The sequence below is a fragment of the Pseudoalteromonas shioyasakiensis genome (assembly GCF_001550135.1).
Lineage (GTDB): Bacteria > Pseudomonadota > Gammaproteobacteria > Enterobacterales > Alteromonadaceae > Pseudoalteromonas > Pseudoalteromonas shioyasakiensis.
The window spans coordinates 32,827-45,528 of the sequence record NZ_LRUE01000020.1; the positions used below are offsets into that span (position 1 = coordinate 32,827).

Consider the following 12,702-nt stretch of genomic DNA (forward strand, 5'->3'; position numbering starts at 1 on the left):
TATGATCCGATTTAACCGTGCCCTATCGCCAGTTTCTGTTTTAAGTTTTGATTTAGACGACACACTTTACAACAACCATCCGATCATAAAGTCAGCCTTGCAAGCACAAGCTGATTACCTAGAGGCATTAGAGCAATGGCCAGCCGATAGTATCAGCTACTGGTTAAAATGCCGCGAGTGTGCTTTAAAGCAGGATGCCACTCTAATCGATGATGTGACGCGCTGGCGACAAGCAGCATTACACTATGCCATGACCGATCTGGGTTTTTCAGCAGAGCAAGCTCAGTTGCATGCCAAAAACGCTTATCAGGCATTCGCTGATGCCCGCAGTCAAATAACCGTGACTGATGAAGTGCTTGAATTACTTGCTAACCTCAGTAAACACTTCCGCCTCATCGCCATCACCAATGGTAATGTCGAAGTAGAAAAGTTTAACCTTAATGGTGTGTTTGAGTTAGTTTTACAAGCAGGCCCACACGGAAAAGCAAAGCCGCACAGCGCCTTATTTGATAGCGCAGCCAAAAAATTAGAAGTGCCTCACAAGGAAATTTTGCACATTGGCGATAGCCTAGATACTGATGTACAAGGTGCCAATAATGCCGGATGCCAAAGCGTTTGGCTAAATAACCAAGCAACGCAATATCGTTATCAAGGATTAGCAGATATTGAAATAAGCAATATCATGGCGCTCAATCATTTGATTAAAAAGTAACGACTTTGAGAAATTTGTTTTATGCTGAGTAAGTAGGCAACGAAGATTTAAAACTGGTGGGCGAAACGGATGAATGCTTTTCTTAAATTAATATTGCTACTTTCTATTAGTTTAAATGGTTACTTTATTTGGCAGCTTTTTAACCCTGCAAAGCCTATAGAAATAGAAACTGTCGAACCAGCGCCTAAAGTACAAAAAGGCACGGTCTTACCTGCCCACTTCCAGCAAGCAGTTGCACTATTTAGCAATCAGTTATTTGATAAAGCCGTCGCTGAGTACACTCAATTACTAGTGAATGAACCTCGCTATGCAAGGCAGCTAAAGCAAGCTTGGCAACAGCAACTAGAATCATGGCTTTCCCATCAAAAATTCACTTTAAGTGAGCAATTTTTAACGGCCTTTTTAAATAGCCACCCTTACGATGTCACCATGCTTGAACTTGAAGCTAAGCGTTTAATCGCACAAGGTGATACCCAACAAGGTATTATCAATTTACTGGCTCTTAGCAACCAGTTAGACAGCAATGATAAGCAACAACTTAACAAACAAATAGACGAGCTAAGCACATCCTATATTGATGAGCTTACTGCAGCACAACAATGGCAAGCCCTACTTAATATTAGTCAACAATGGCTTGATTACGCGCCTGGCAACGCCCATTACTTATATAACCATGCATTAGCTAACTACCATTTAGAAGATTATGTCGCGAGCCAAATAACCCTAGATCAACTACCCGAAGATCATGACTATAAACAACAGGCTGAGCAATTACATAAGTTGATTCAACAAGCCCTCGCAGGTGTTGAAGTTATAGAGTTAACCGCTCGAGGTTCACATTATTTAGTAAACAGTATTATCAACGATGATATTGAAACCGAGCTGATGATCGACACGGGCGCTAGCTTTACTGTAATTAACCAAACATTATTAAACTCGCTTAACACCCCAGCCAATTACCTTGGCACCTTGCAAGTAAACACAGCTAATGGAATTGTTGAAGCACAGCGTTATCAGCTCGCATCATTTCAAGTCGGTCAACAACGTATTCGTAATTTTGAAGTGCTGATAATAGAAAATCATGCTGGCTATGGCTTATTAGGTATGAACTTTTTAGAGAATTATAAGTTTAATATCAATCAGCAAGTGAATGAGTTAGAGTTGATAAAGAACAATTTTTAAGGACAAGCAATGACTCTTAACGAATTTCTGGCGACATTAGCAAGCACACCACAGCAAATTGAGTTTACCGATACCATGGCGGTTATAGACAACAATTATGATTTTACCCCAAGCGGTTTTAACAATCATGGCCTGCTAAGCGAGGCAAATGAAAATAACGGCTCGTGTAAAATTTTTGCCTTTGCAAAGCTTAATCAACTAAGCAAACAAAATACCCTAGATTGTTTTGGCGCGTTTTATCGTGATGACGTATTACACAATCCTGAAGGGCAAGACCATATGAACATTCGCACCTTTATGCTTGCCCCTGAAGCGACCCCTTTCTTAGGGATTACTTTTACCGAGCAAGACGTGCTAAAGGCGAAGTGATTAAAACCAATAGTTAAAGGGTTTTTTCCATAAAATAACGGCAGCCGTCGAGTGGGTAGTTTTTCATCTCGTATTTAACTTGGTAGCCGTTTTTTTCGTAAAAGGGTTTGGCTTGGAAATCGAGCGTATCAAGTTGAGCGGTGCTTGCACCAAATACTTTAGCTTTGCTCTCTAATTCAGCTAACAACCGTGTCGCAAGCCCTTTACCACGAGTCTTATCATCACACCAAAGCCAACTAATAAGCAGCCAATTACCAAATACTTGGCCATGAATACCAGCAACAACACTGTTTTGTTTATTAACAAATTTAAAGCCTAAAGGAGTACGCTCGGCATTAAAATGCGCTGCGTTGAAAGCCACAATATGTTCTCTTAGCTGGTTGTTTAGATCAGCTGAGTCATCACTTTTTAATTGATACATAGTATACCTATAAAATGTTATGACTCAGTATACGCTTATATCGTTAATCAGTATAAGTGGTTCTTGCCATAGGGTACTTCGAGCATGTTACTCGCCAGCTTTTCGGGCTGACCGCACATTTCATCATAAGCACTGGTGTGGCGTAGAACCATATCGCCATAACTTAGGTGATCAAGACGCTTTTGAATATGCAACGGGCTAATATCACGAATAAACTCACCTTGCTCATCAGTAACATAATACTCAACGTTATTAATTACCACAGACACTTGATACAGCGCCATTTCTAATGAATGAAGGATGACCTTTTGCAGTGGTTGGTGATCTGCAAGCTCTGATAACTTGATAGGCATGTGCGTTCCTCTTTGGTGGTTGAACTATTTATACGTGATTTTGATATACTGTGATCAAATTAATTGTACAAAAATCACTCATGCCAGAAAAAGTACGACTTGCTAAATTTATTGCCCATGCAGGTGTTTGCTCTCGAAAGCAAGCATCGCGCTTGATAGATCAAGGTGAGGTAACAGTAAATGGCCGTGCCGCAAATCATATAGATCATGTTGATGAGCACGATGATGTGATTGTACTTGGCGAAAAAATATCAGAAAAAGCGCCACTCACCTACTTTGCTTATCACAAACCCGTTGGTATAGATTGCAAATTAAATGCTGACGACCCAACCAGTCTTATTCATAGTCTACCTAAAACCACTCGGGTTTACCCAATTGGCCGGCTCGACAAAGACTCCCGAGGTTTGTTGATTTTGACCAATGACGGTGAGTTTTGTAATCAACTGATCCACCCTGATTACCACCAACCCAAACGCTATTTAGTCACCGTAGATAAACCCCTTGATAGCGACTTCTGTAAAAAAATGGCGAGCGGTGTGCCTGTCGATAAACAAATAACCCTCCCTTGCACGGTAACTCAAGTCAACGAAACGCAGTTTTGCATCGTCTTAAAACAAGGCTTAAATCGGCAAATACGTAAAATGGCTCGTTTTTGTGGCTACAAAGTCATCGACCTGCACCGCACAGATATCGCAAATCTTTCACTCTCCACGCTGAATTTGCCCGAAGGACAGATAGTCAGTATCAAAAAAAGTGACATTCTCTAACAAAAAAGTTTGCATTAATTGATTACGCGTGTAATCTTAACTTAAAGATTACATCTGTAGGCATAAAAATGATTGAACTTTCTAAAGCTGAATTTGAAGTATTAGATGCGGTATGGCTTGGCTACCCAGCCACGGCTAGTGAAGTAATTGCGCGTTTAAGTGACAATAAAGAATGGCACGAAAAAACCATTAAAACGCTACTAAGCCGTTTAGTTAAAAAAGGCGCACTAAGCTTCGAGAAGCAAGGTCGCCAATATAACTACACCCCTTGCATTGCTCGTGAAGAATACACATTAAAAGAAAGCCAAAGCTTTATTGAACGCTTTTTTAATGGCCGAATTGCGCCGCTGGTGAGTGGCTTTGCTAAATCAGAGCAACTCTCACAACATGATATTGATGAGCTGAAAAAGGTCATCGATGATTGGGAAAAACAGCAAAAATAAGGCTTGTTATGTTAGATGCATTTTTTAATTGGTTGTTAGATCAACAACTTTTGATCTCATCTGCAATAATGTTTTTATTGCTGCTAGAGCGAAAGTTGCTAAGCCAGCTGTCGGCACGCTTGGTTTATACACTGTGGGCGCTTTTACCGATTAGTTTATTGTTAGCGAACCTACCAGAACACTTAAAACCAATTCAAAACGACTTTATCAGTAAGCTGACTATCACGCCAAACACAGCAATAATGCCGCAGTTTACGCTCACTTGGTTTGCTATTTATGGCTTTATTAGTGCCGCACTGCTGATCACTGCCGTATATTTTCATTACCGTTTTCTAGCAAAACTGCAATTAGCGCCAATTACGCTTGATCAGCACAGCAACCAAAGCATGCGCTTATACCGAAGCAATCAGGTGAGTTCACCTATGGTTGTAGGGGTTATAAACACCAAGCTAGTGCTGCCTACAAACTATCAAAGCCATTACAACAGCCATGCTTTAGCGCTTATTTTAGAACATGAATCAGTGCACATTAAACGCAAAGACAACCTAATTAATGCCATCGCCTTAAGTGCCACTATTTTGCTGTGGTTTAACCCTGTCGCTTGGCTTGGTTATGCAAGTCTGCGCCGCATTCAAGAGCTTTCATGTGATGAGCAAGTACTCAAAAATAAATCAACTGAACAACGAATTCTATACAGTAAGGCATTAGTGCACTGTGCAAGCTTTAGCAGAACAGGCTTAATGGCTTATTCACAATACGGAGATAAAAACACCATGTTACAACGTCTAAATCAAATAAAGCAGATCGACAACAGCTCATTTATTGCAAAAACAGCGTTAGTTATTTTTACAGCGGGCATGCTTAGCAGCTTTGCCATTGCAAAACAGCCGATGTCCGTTGAAAAGACAAAGGACTATCAAGCGGTTATGCGTGTAGAGCCGATATACCCAATTCAAGCTGCAGAGCAAGGTATTAGCGGTTCAGTCGTTTTGAAATACGATATTTTACCAAATGGCGCCACCAGCAATGTTAGTGTAGTAAGTGCAGAGCCTGAAGGTGTTTTCAATCGAGAAGCGAAAAGAGCCTTAAAACAATGGCAATATGCGCCGTCTGAATCTGGCTTTAAAAACGCCTTAGTACAACTCGATTTCGCCTTAGACGAAAACTATCAAGCAAAGGATTTAATAGAAAAAATTAAAGTTAGCTCTAAGTAAAAGTAACCACTTAAGACCCTAAAGCAAGCGCCTTATTTAAGCCGCTTGCTTTGTGGTTTTTAACTCATTGGCTTGTAACTAAAGGCAAACAGCAATCATCGCCACAGCACAAACATAGCCTACTAGCCAAACTAATGAGCGCAGAATATCTTGGTTTATGTAGTAGAAAATACAATACAACACGCGGGCAATAACATGCACAATCGCTAGGGTCTCAGTTACCTGATAGACGTTATTGCTACCTATTACGACTGCCAGCGCGACAGCAAAAATAATCAGCGATTCAAAGCTATTTTGATGTGCTGCCAACGCACGAGCACCAAAGCCGGTTAGTTTAGCTTGTTGCTCGCGTGGGTGCTTATTGTCGTAGCCTGCCAACTTATTTTGTGCAAAAGCCACAGGTGCTTTAGCTAAATAGGGTATAAGTACTGCGATGAGTGCGCAGATAATCAGTGTGGTCATGATATTTCCTTATCTTTTAATTGTAATAGCTTACCCTAGCGCAAACAAAAAAAAGCCGCTACTTAAAACAGCAGCGGCCAGCAATAGCATCATTGTCACTATAGTCTAAAGCCGGCATAAAAGCCCTGCGGCATATTGTCACAGCTGAGTTTTTCTCAAGTTGGTCGATAAGCTAATGCTCTCATACTTTGGTTTTGTTACTCTAAGCGCCTCTCCTTATTAATTTATTTTCAATATGACTTGGATTTTCTTAACTATTTTTGCGGCATTTATGCAGTCGTGGCGCAATGCACTGCAAAGTAAACTGAGTGCAACAGTGAGCGTTGCAGGGGTAACGCTTGCTCGCTTTATTATTGCCAGCCCGATTGCTGCACTGTATTTATTTGTACTTTATCAATATCAAGACGCCGCACTTCCTGACTTTAATCTGGCTTTTATTGGCTACATTGTTGGCGCCAGTATCGTCCAAATCCTTGCCACCGGTTTGATGGTTAAACTTTTTAAAATGAATAACTTTGCAGTCGGTGCAGGCCTTGCTAAAAGTGAAGCACTGATGGCGGCCATTTTAGGCGTTATGTTCTTTGGCTCAGCGCTGTCGCTACTAGGCTGGATTGGGGTCTTTATTGGTGCAATTGCGGTATTGCTATTAAGTGGCATCGCGAATGTTAAACACTTTAATTTAGGCACCGCACTGCTTGGACTTGCTTGCGGCACTTCTTTTGCTCTCTCTTCATCATGGATCCGTGAAGCAAGTTTAAATTCAGGACTGACTTTCCCACACTCTGCCGCTTGGGTGTTGTTACTGATAATCAGCTTACAAACCCTGATGCTGTGCGTGTATATTGCATTCAAAGAACGCGATACATTTAAGAAAATGTGGCATCACAAAGGCACTACTACCGCTGTTAGTGTTTGTAGCTGTTTAGGTTCAATCGGTTGGTTTAGTGCCATGAGTTTGCAGCATGTTGCTTATGTAAAAACGCTTGGGCAGATAGAAGTATTCTTTACCATTATGGTATCGATTCTTTGGTTAAAACAACCTTTAAAGCGCCAAGACACGGCTGGGCTTGTGTTAATTGCACTGGCAGCCATTCTGGTAATGCTACCAAATTAGTCTTATCCCAAGTCATTAAAAAAGCGGCATTGCCGCTTTTTTAATGACTAATTTTTAGCGTTATTACACCGCTAATTATCAGCAATACTCCGGCAATGCGGCCAAATGTTGCGGCATCACCATAAAATAAAATACCAACTAAGAAAGTGCCCGCGGCTCCTATGCCTGTCCATACCGCATAAGATGTTCCCATCGGAATATCCTTTTGCGCCAACCACAGCATAAAACCACTAGCGACCATAAATGCGACGGCAATTGCAATGCCTAACCAGCGACTGTCTGCCTGTTGAGACATTTTAAGGCCAACAGGCCAGCCAATTTCTAACAGACCTGCGACAATTAAATACAACCACGCCATTAGTTATCTCGCTTTTTCAAGATCACGTCATACAAATCTTCGCGGCGGTCTTTTAAGTTTCTAACAGTACCTTCACTGTGAAGGATTTTCAGTTTATCCATATCTAAATCACTGAATAACAGCATTTCGGTATTCGGTGTTGCTTCATTCAAGGTCGCATCATGTGGGAATGAGAAATCAGAAGGAGTAAGCACTGCTGATTGCGAATACTGTACGTCTAAACTCTCAACCTCAGGTAAGTTACCAACCGAGCCTGCAATCACAACATAACATTCATTTTCAATTGCACGTGCTTGCGCACAATGACGAACACGTAAGTAACTATTTTTTGTATCCGTCCAAAATGGCACGAACAAAATATCTAACCCTTGCTTAGCGAGAATACGTGACAGCTCAGGGAACTCAACATCGTAACAAATTTGAATACCGACACGACCCGCATCGGTTTCAAATACAGCAATTTTGTCACCGCCTTGGATCACCCAGTCATTTTGCTCGTGAGGGGTAATATGAATTTTGCGCTGCTCATCGATTTTACCGCTACGATGGCATAGGTAGCTGACATTATAAATCTTGTCATCTTCAGCAAGCGGCATGGAGCCTGTGATAATATTGGCATTGTATTCAACCGCCATGCGCGACATTGCATCACGGAAGGTTTCTGTGTATTCGGCCAGATAGCGAATGGCTTCAGTTTGATTGCTTTGCTCGGTGAGGCCCATTAACGGGGCATTGAAAAACTCCGGAAACAGAATAAAGTCACTCTTGTAGTCAGACACCGTATCAACAAAGTATTCCACTTGCTTGAGCAGCTCTTCAACAGACTCAACACAGCGCATTTGCCACTGTACGGCACCGACACGGACAATTGATTTGGTCGACTCAAGTACTGTATCAGTCGGCTCAAACATAATGTTATTCCACTCAAGTAAAGTGGCGTAACCAACTGATTCTTGATCTTCAGGAAGGTATTTTTTAAGTAAACGTTTAACTTGGAAATCATTAGATAGCTGAAAGCTTAAAATCGGATCGTACAGCTCTTTGTGGTCTACTTTTTCGATGTACTCCATCGGAGTCATCTCTGCACTGTGATTGTAATAACGCGGAATACGCCCACCCGCTAGAATGGCGCGTAAGTTATACTGACGGCACAGCTCTTTTCGTGCATCGTATAAGCGACGACCCAATCGCATACCTCGGTGAGTTGATGAAATCACCACATCTAAACCATAAAGTGCATCACCTTCAGGATCACTAAATACACGGTCATGGCCATCAACAATATCTTCGTAGGTATGTGGGTTAGAAAAGCGCGCGTAATCTACCTGAACACTAAGTGCGATGCCGACTAAGACACCATCGTCAACAATACCTATTTGCCCTTCCGGAAACTGGTCTATTAGCCTAAAAATAGTATGGCTTGGCCAAGCTCCACCAAGCCCTGGGTACGCTTGATCCATAAGGGTCTTTATTTGTGGGTACTGTTCTTTGGTTAGATTACAAATCTCTAAATGCGTTTTTTCCGCCGGCATAGCTACTCCTTTTTAGGCACGAGAGAATAATCACAGCAAACATTGCTCAGCATGTTTCTAGATTAGCTTTAACTAGAGTGGCATCAAATGCCCACTCTGCCAAGCCCCAAGCTTAACAAACATGATGTGAACAAACGCTTAGCTTCATTCATAAACATCAGTGACATGCGTTTACAAAGCAAAAGCGAGCAATTATAAACCTGCATTGCTCAACTTTTCATCTATAATTACGCTACTCTCCATGTGTATTTGAGGTTGGATTGATCAAACACTTACTAAAACAATCAAAGCAATCTGGCTTAGAAGAGATTGAACACGTTAAATTTCTGATTATTTCTAAAATCGCCTATTTCGCGTTGATTGTTCATGTCTTGCTGATCCCCGTATTTGCTCACATAGGGGCAAATACGCTTGCTTTAGTTAATATCTTGAGTGTGCTTGCTTGGGCAAGCGGCATCTTTTTAATTAAGCAAGGACTAACTTCGCTAGCACTTAGAGTATTTTGCCTTGAAGTAATTATTCATGCGGTCATTGTCTGTGCCACCCTTGGCTTAGGCGCAGGGTTCCAGTTTTACCTATGGACTGTATCTTGTATTTTAATGATCGATTATCAATTAACCTTTAAGCGTGCAGCTTTATATAGCTTAGTGATGATTGCGATATTCGCCCTGCTATATGTATTTTTTTCAGATGTTCAGTACGGCTTTGCTTACCCAGAGTTACTACCACATGTAAATGTAATCAATATTATTATTGCCGGTTTACCTATGGTCTATGGCATGGGTCTAATCAGAGAAATCACTTTGTCACAACGGGTTGAGTTAACAGAAATGGCAGCCCGCGATCCACTCACTAAGCTCTACAACCGCCGTTTTGCAAAAAAATTAATCACTGCTGCACATCAAAAGAGCATAGAGCTTGAGAGCAGTCTTTGTATTGTTATGGCTGACATCGATAAGTTTAAAAGTATTAACGACAATTATGGCCATGAAAAAGGTGATACGGTGCTCGTTAATGTTGCAAGGCTAATTCGTCAATTTATTGATGATGAAGATATAGCGGTACGCTGGGGTGGTGAAGAATTTTTAATTTTATTAACTAATACAGATGCAAAGCAGGCCTTTACAAAAATTGAAACCTTACGTTTAAGAATCGCCGAACTAGAGGCGCATCATGAATTCCCCGATCTCAATGTCACTATGAGTTTTGGGCTTATTGAATGGCAACCGCTCGCTTCAATAGAAAAAATGCTACAACACGCTGATGAAGCGCTGTATAAAAGCAAGCACGCAGGACGCAACCAAACTACCATTGCTAAAGGTCAACGCCCTGCTTTCAAAGATACTGATGCGGTTAATTAACCGCATCGATAGTGATACTGTGGGCAATCTCTTGTGGCAATAATGGCGTTAAACCATTACTAACATAATCGTTAAACCCGGCACGATAAAATTCTGACAATGGATGCCCCGATTGCCCACCCGGAATAGCCATTATCGCTTTATCTAAGTGCCCAGGTTGAACAATAAAGCGCTGTGAAGCACCAAAGCTACGTCCTTGCACCGAAGGCATAAAAGTATCACCAAACCCAGGCTCCGTAGGCATATTCAATAAGCTTTTCAGTGCAGGTATTTGCTTGGCAAATGGGTGCTCAATCACTAATTCGTTAACCTTGCCCCACTCCCAGCTATGCGGGTTGTTACCGTATTGATCGGTTAGTTTAGTGATAACGCGGTCAAAGGCTCCTATCATTTGTTGTTGCCAGTTTGCATACTCAGGGTTTAACCATGCCTGAGGCTGCGCTTCGATAAGTTGCCAAACAGCAGGTTCTAAGTCTCGTTTTACTGGTTTTAAGCTACTATCGAGAGCTTTTAGCTTATTCTCTAACGGGCTAAATAAGCCGTTAATCACTTCACTGCGGTAGCGCTTTACTAAGGTGTAGCCAATTGAGTCGCTACAAGCACACGCCTGCCAATTATTTAGCTCTTTTAAATACAGCGCGTATTTATCGCCTGCGTTGCTAAGCTGTTTGACCAGCAGTTTATGCCAAGCCGTTAAGAAACGCGCTTCGTTATCATGTTGTAAGTCATAAAAATCTTGTTCGTTGAACTGTTGTTTTTCAAATAAGCGGTCGCGAATTTGTGCCGAGCGAGCCCCCATTGCATAACCACCATTACCAAAGCGCTGGTCATCCTCTGCGGAAACAACTCGTGAGTTGCCCGTCCATAAACGGCCACTTTCTGGGTTTTTAACAAATGGACGCTGGGTTTCGTTTTCGTGCCACTGTGCAGGATACGCTTGCTCAGCCACAGCTAATTGATGGGGCTCTTTACGGGCAGGCACGGCTCCCATATTCTTCCAAGCTGCATTACCTTTATCATCAACAACCATCAGATTTTGTACAGGAATACCCACCTCAGCAGCAAGCGCTAGTGCATCATCAACCGTGTTTGCTTGCTCAAGCTTAAGTAACTCCATATCAACCGCATACTCATGGTGGGCAACCCAACTTAGCGCATAAGATTTGCCATTAATTTCTTTAACTGGGCCATACTCGCTCATGGTTAAAGCGTAATTTTCGCTGTTACCGTCATTGAGTAAAATAGGTTCATCTATCTGCCAGGTTTTCTCTTTGCTCTCAAGGGCTATCCAATCGGCTGTATCTAAATAACCATTGGTGAATCCCCAAGCTATTTTATTATTGGTACCAACAACAATGGCAGGAGCCCCTGGTAATGACACACCGGTAATTTGCTGCATTTCACCATTGAGTGGGTAATTGAGCTGGGCACGGTACCAAATGATTGGCACAGCAAACGATAAATGCATATCGTCAGACAGCATTGCAGCACCTGTTTCAGTTAACTGCCCAGTAACCGCCCAGTTATTACTGCCAAGTTCCTTTCGGTCTGCAATGTCAGTCATAGCCCATTGAGGGTCTTTGAGATTAGGAATACTGCCGTCATAAGGTGCTAATTGGCTGTTGTCGAGTGCCGCTTGATAAAGGCTAGGCTGAGTAATAAAGTCAACCATCGCCTTACCATATAAATCTTCGATTTCGATCAGTGTTTTGTCGCGCTCAAAGGTGGCTGTTTGTAAATCTAAATACATACTAAAAATGATTAGTAAGCTGTCTTCGCTTTGCCAAGGTTTTGCTTCAGCGCCTGTGAGTAAATATTCAAAGCTATCGAAACCCACTTGCGCATGGCCTTCATTAACCCCATTCGCGTAGGCTTTTAATAGCGCTTTATCTTTAGCAGGTAACTGCTCGACAGCAATCTGACTGCGTTTACGTAACTGATGAAAGCGCATTTTTTTATCAAGCCCAACGGCAGCTTTACCAAATAACTCACTAAGCTCACCTGCAGCATTACGGCGCAGTAAATCCATTTGAAAGAATCGGTCCTGACCATGAGCAAAACCAAGCGCATAGGCTGCATCTAATCGGTTTTCGGCATGAATAACAGCCTGTCCTAAGGTATCTCGCTCAATCTTAACTGATTGCGAAATAGCGTCGCTTTTACCGCGACCATCAAGTGCCGGTAAACTTAAGTTTAATACGCCATAAACAAGCCCCGTTGCGAGTAACACCACAACGAACAAACCTATTAGTAACCATTTGATTATCTTAAACATGCCAATTATCCTTGCGCTAAAGTAACACTATATTAACCTGAGTTTTGTGAAAGAATAGTGTTGCGATACAAATAATTGAAATTAGGTTTATAGATTTGCTGTTCATTGTTAATTACCACAGAAATTGTCTATAGTAGGT

General features: G+C 41.8%; 14 protein-coding genes. 8 read left to right on the forward strand and 6 right to left on the reverse strand.

Going from position 1 to position 12,702, the window contains the following annotated elements:
* The first annotated feature begins 1 nt into the window (after position 1).
* The 3 genes from PASHI_RS15420 (at position 2) to PASHI_RS15430 (ending at position 2,263) form a co-directional block, all read left to right on the forward strand.
* Complete coding sequence (locus tag PASHI_RS15420) at positions 2 to 712, forward strand: HAD-IA family hydrolase (protein WP_062566244.1); 711 nt, start codon at positions 2 to 4, stop codon at positions 710 to 712.
* 69 nt (positions 713 to 781) lie between these two features.
* Positions 782 to 1,894 carry a retropepsin-like aspartic protease gene (locus tag PASHI_RS15425; protein WP_062566245.1) on the forward strand — a complete coding sequence of 371 codons (1,113 nt, stop codon included), beginning with the start codon at positions 782 to 784 and terminating at the stop codon, positions 1,892 to 1,894.
* A gap of 9 nt (positions 1,895 to 1,903) precedes the next feature.
* Positions 1,904 to 2,263 carry a HopJ type III effector protein gene (locus PASHI_RS15430; protein WP_062566246.1) on the forward strand — a complete coding sequence of 120 codons (360 nt, stop codon included), beginning with the start codon at positions 1,904 to 1,906 and terminating at the stop codon, positions 2,261 to 2,263.
* A gap of 13 nt (positions 2,264 to 2,276) precedes the next feature.
* Here the strand turns inward: PASHI_RS15430 and PASHI_RS15435 are convergent, their stop codons facing one another.
* Both PASHI_RS15435 and PASHI_RS15440 read right to left on the reverse strand, forming a co-directional pair.
* Positions 2,277 to 2,684 (reverse strand): GNAT family N-acetyltransferase, encoded by a 408-nt coding sequence (locus tag PASHI_RS15435; RefSeq protein WP_062566247.1) that lies wholly within the window; start codon positions 2,682 to 2,684, stop codon positions 2,277 to 2,279.
* 47 nt (positions 2,685 to 2,731) lie between these two features.
* Positions 2,732 to 3,037: a DUF6482 family protein gene (locus PASHI_RS15440; protein WP_062566248.1), complete on the reverse strand. Its 306-nt coding sequence runs from the start codon at positions 3,035 to 3,037 to the stop codon at positions 2,732 to 2,734.
* A gap of 80 nt (positions 3,038 to 3,117) precedes the next feature.
* Here PASHI_RS15440 and PASHI_RS15445 point away from each other — a divergent pair, with 80 nt between their 5' ends.
* The 3 genes from PASHI_RS15445 to PASHI_RS15455 all read left to right on the forward strand — a co-directional run bounded on the left by PASHI_RS15445 (position 3,118) and on the right by PASHI_RS15455 (position 5,461).
* Positions 3,118 to 3,804, forward strand: coding sequence for a pseudouridine synthase (locus PASHI_RS15445; RefSeq protein ID WP_062566281.1), 687 nt, complete (start codon positions 3,118 to 3,120; stop codon positions 3,802 to 3,804).
* A 68-nt stretch (positions 3,805 to 3,872) separates the two neighbouring features.
* Positions 3,873 to 4,247 carry a BlaI/MecI/CopY family transcriptional regulator gene (locus tag PASHI_RS15450; RefSeq protein ID WP_062566249.1) on the forward strand — a complete coding sequence of 125 codons (375 nt, stop codon included), beginning with the start codon at positions 3,873 to 3,875 and terminating at the stop codon, positions 4,245 to 4,247.
* Between the two features lie 8 nt (positions 4,248 to 4,255).
* Complete coding sequence (locus PASHI_RS15455) at positions 4,256 to 5,461, forward strand: M56 family metallopeptidase (RefSeq protein WP_062566250.1); 1,206 nt, start codon at positions 4,256 to 4,258, stop codon at positions 5,459 to 5,461.
* Between the two features lie 78 nt (positions 5,462 to 5,539).
* Here PASHI_RS15455 and PASHI_RS15460 read toward each other — a convergent pair whose 3' ends face one another.
* Positions 5,540 to 5,923: an MAPEG family protein gene (locus PASHI_RS15460; RefSeq protein ID WP_055199242.1), complete on the reverse strand. Its 384-nt coding sequence runs from the start codon at positions 5,921 to 5,923 to the stop codon at positions 5,540 to 5,542.
* 235 nt (positions 5,924 to 6,158) lie between these two features.
* On the opposite strand from PASHI_RS15460, the gene PASHI_RS15465 reads away from it, so the two are divergent.
* Complete coding sequence (locus PASHI_RS15465; RefSeq protein WP_082710959.1) at positions 6,159 to 7,037, forward strand: DMT family transporter; 879 nt, start codon at positions 6,159 to 6,161, stop codon at positions 7,035 to 7,037.
* 40 nt (positions 7,038 to 7,077) lie between these two features.
* Here PASHI_RS15465 and PASHI_RS15470 read toward each other — a convergent pair whose 3' ends face one another.
* Positions 7,078 to 7,395 carry a DMT family transporter gene (locus tag PASHI_RS15470; protein ID WP_054554646.1) on the reverse strand — a complete coding sequence of 106 codons (318 nt, stop codon included), beginning with the start codon at positions 7,393 to 7,395 and terminating at the stop codon, positions 7,078 to 7,080.
* On the reverse strand, positions 7,395 to 8,927 hold the full coding sequence (locus tag PASHI_RS15475; protein ID WP_058585386.1) for a carbon-nitrogen hydrolase family protein: 1,533 nt from the start codon (positions 8,925 to 8,927) through the stop codon (positions 7,395 to 7,397). The genes PASHI_RS15470 and PASHI_RS15475 overlap by 1 nt, the downstream gene beginning before the upstream one ends.
* 260 nt (positions 8,928 to 9,187) lie before the next feature.
* Between PASHI_RS15475 and PASHI_RS15480 the strand changes: the two genes are divergently transcribed.
* Positions 9,188 to 10,288, forward strand: a complete 1,101-nt coding sequence (locus PASHI_RS15480; RefSeq protein WP_240701471.1) for a GGDEF domain-containing protein — start codon at positions 9,188 to 9,190, stop codon at positions 10,286 to 10,288.
* Here the strand turns inward: PASHI_RS15480 and PASHI_RS15485 are convergent.
* Positions 10,281 to 12,563, reverse strand: a complete 2,283-nt coding sequence (locus tag PASHI_RS15485) for a penicillin acylase family protein (RefSeq protein WP_062566251.1) — start codon at positions 12,561 to 12,563, stop codon at positions 10,281 to 10,283. The genes PASHI_RS15480 and PASHI_RS15485 overlap by 8 nt on opposite strands.
* Positions 12,564 to 12,702: the final 139 nt, after the last annotated feature.

Excerpts from the sequence above, each read along its gene's own strand:
- PASHI_RS15430 (WP_062566246.1), top strand. The coding sequence starts at position 1,904 with ATGACTCTTAACGAATTTCTGGCGACATTAGCAAGCACACCACAGCAA.
- PASHI_RS15435 (WP_062566247.1), bottom strand. The coding sequence starts at position 2,684 with ATGTATCAATTAAAAAGTGATGACTCAGCTGATCTAAACAACCAGCTA.
- PASHI_RS15470 (WP_054554646.1), bottom strand. The coding sequence starts at position 7,395 with ATGGCGTGGTTGTATTTAATTGTCGCAGGTCTGTTAGAAATTGGCTGG.
- PASHI_RS15455 (WP_062566250.1), top strand. The coding sequence starts at position 4,256 with ATGTTAGATGCATTTTTTAATTGGTTGTTAGATCAACAACTTTTGATC.
- PASHI_RS15460 (WP_055199242.1), bottom strand. The coding sequence starts at position 5,923 with ATGACCACACTGATTATCTGCGCACTCATCGCAGTACTTATACCCTAT.
- PASHI_RS15450 (WP_062566249.1), top strand. The coding sequence starts at position 3,873 with ATGATTGAACTTTCTAAAGCTGAATTTGAAGTATTAGATGCGGTATGG.
- PASHI_RS15440 (WP_062566248.1), bottom strand. The coding sequence starts at position 3,037 with ATGCCTATCAAGTTATCAGAGCTTGCAGATCACCAACCACTGCAAAAG.
- PASHI_RS15420 (WP_062566244.1), top strand. The coding sequence starts at position 2 with ATGATCCGATTTAACCGTGCCCTATCGCCAGTTTCTGTTTTAAGTTTT.
- PASHI_RS15445 (WP_062566281.1), top strand. The coding sequence starts at position 3,118 with ATGCCAGAAAAAGTACGACTTGCTAAATTTATTGCCCATGCAGGTGTT.
- PASHI_RS15485 (WP_062566251.1), bottom strand. The coding sequence starts at position 12,563 with ATGTTTAAGATAATCAAATGGTTACTAATAGGTTTGTTCGTTGTGGTG.
- PASHI_RS15465 (WP_082710959.1), top strand. The coding sequence starts at position 6,159 with ATGACTTGGATTTTCTTAACTATTTTTGCGGCATTTATGCAGTCGTGG.
- PASHI_RS15425 (WP_062566245.1), top strand. The coding sequence starts at position 782 with ATGAATGCTTTTCTTAAATTAATATTGCTACTTTCTATTAGTTTAAAT.
- PASHI_RS15475 (WP_058585386.1), bottom strand. The coding sequence starts at position 8,927 with ATGCCGGCGGAAAAAACGCATTTAGAGATTTGTAATCTAACCAAAGAA.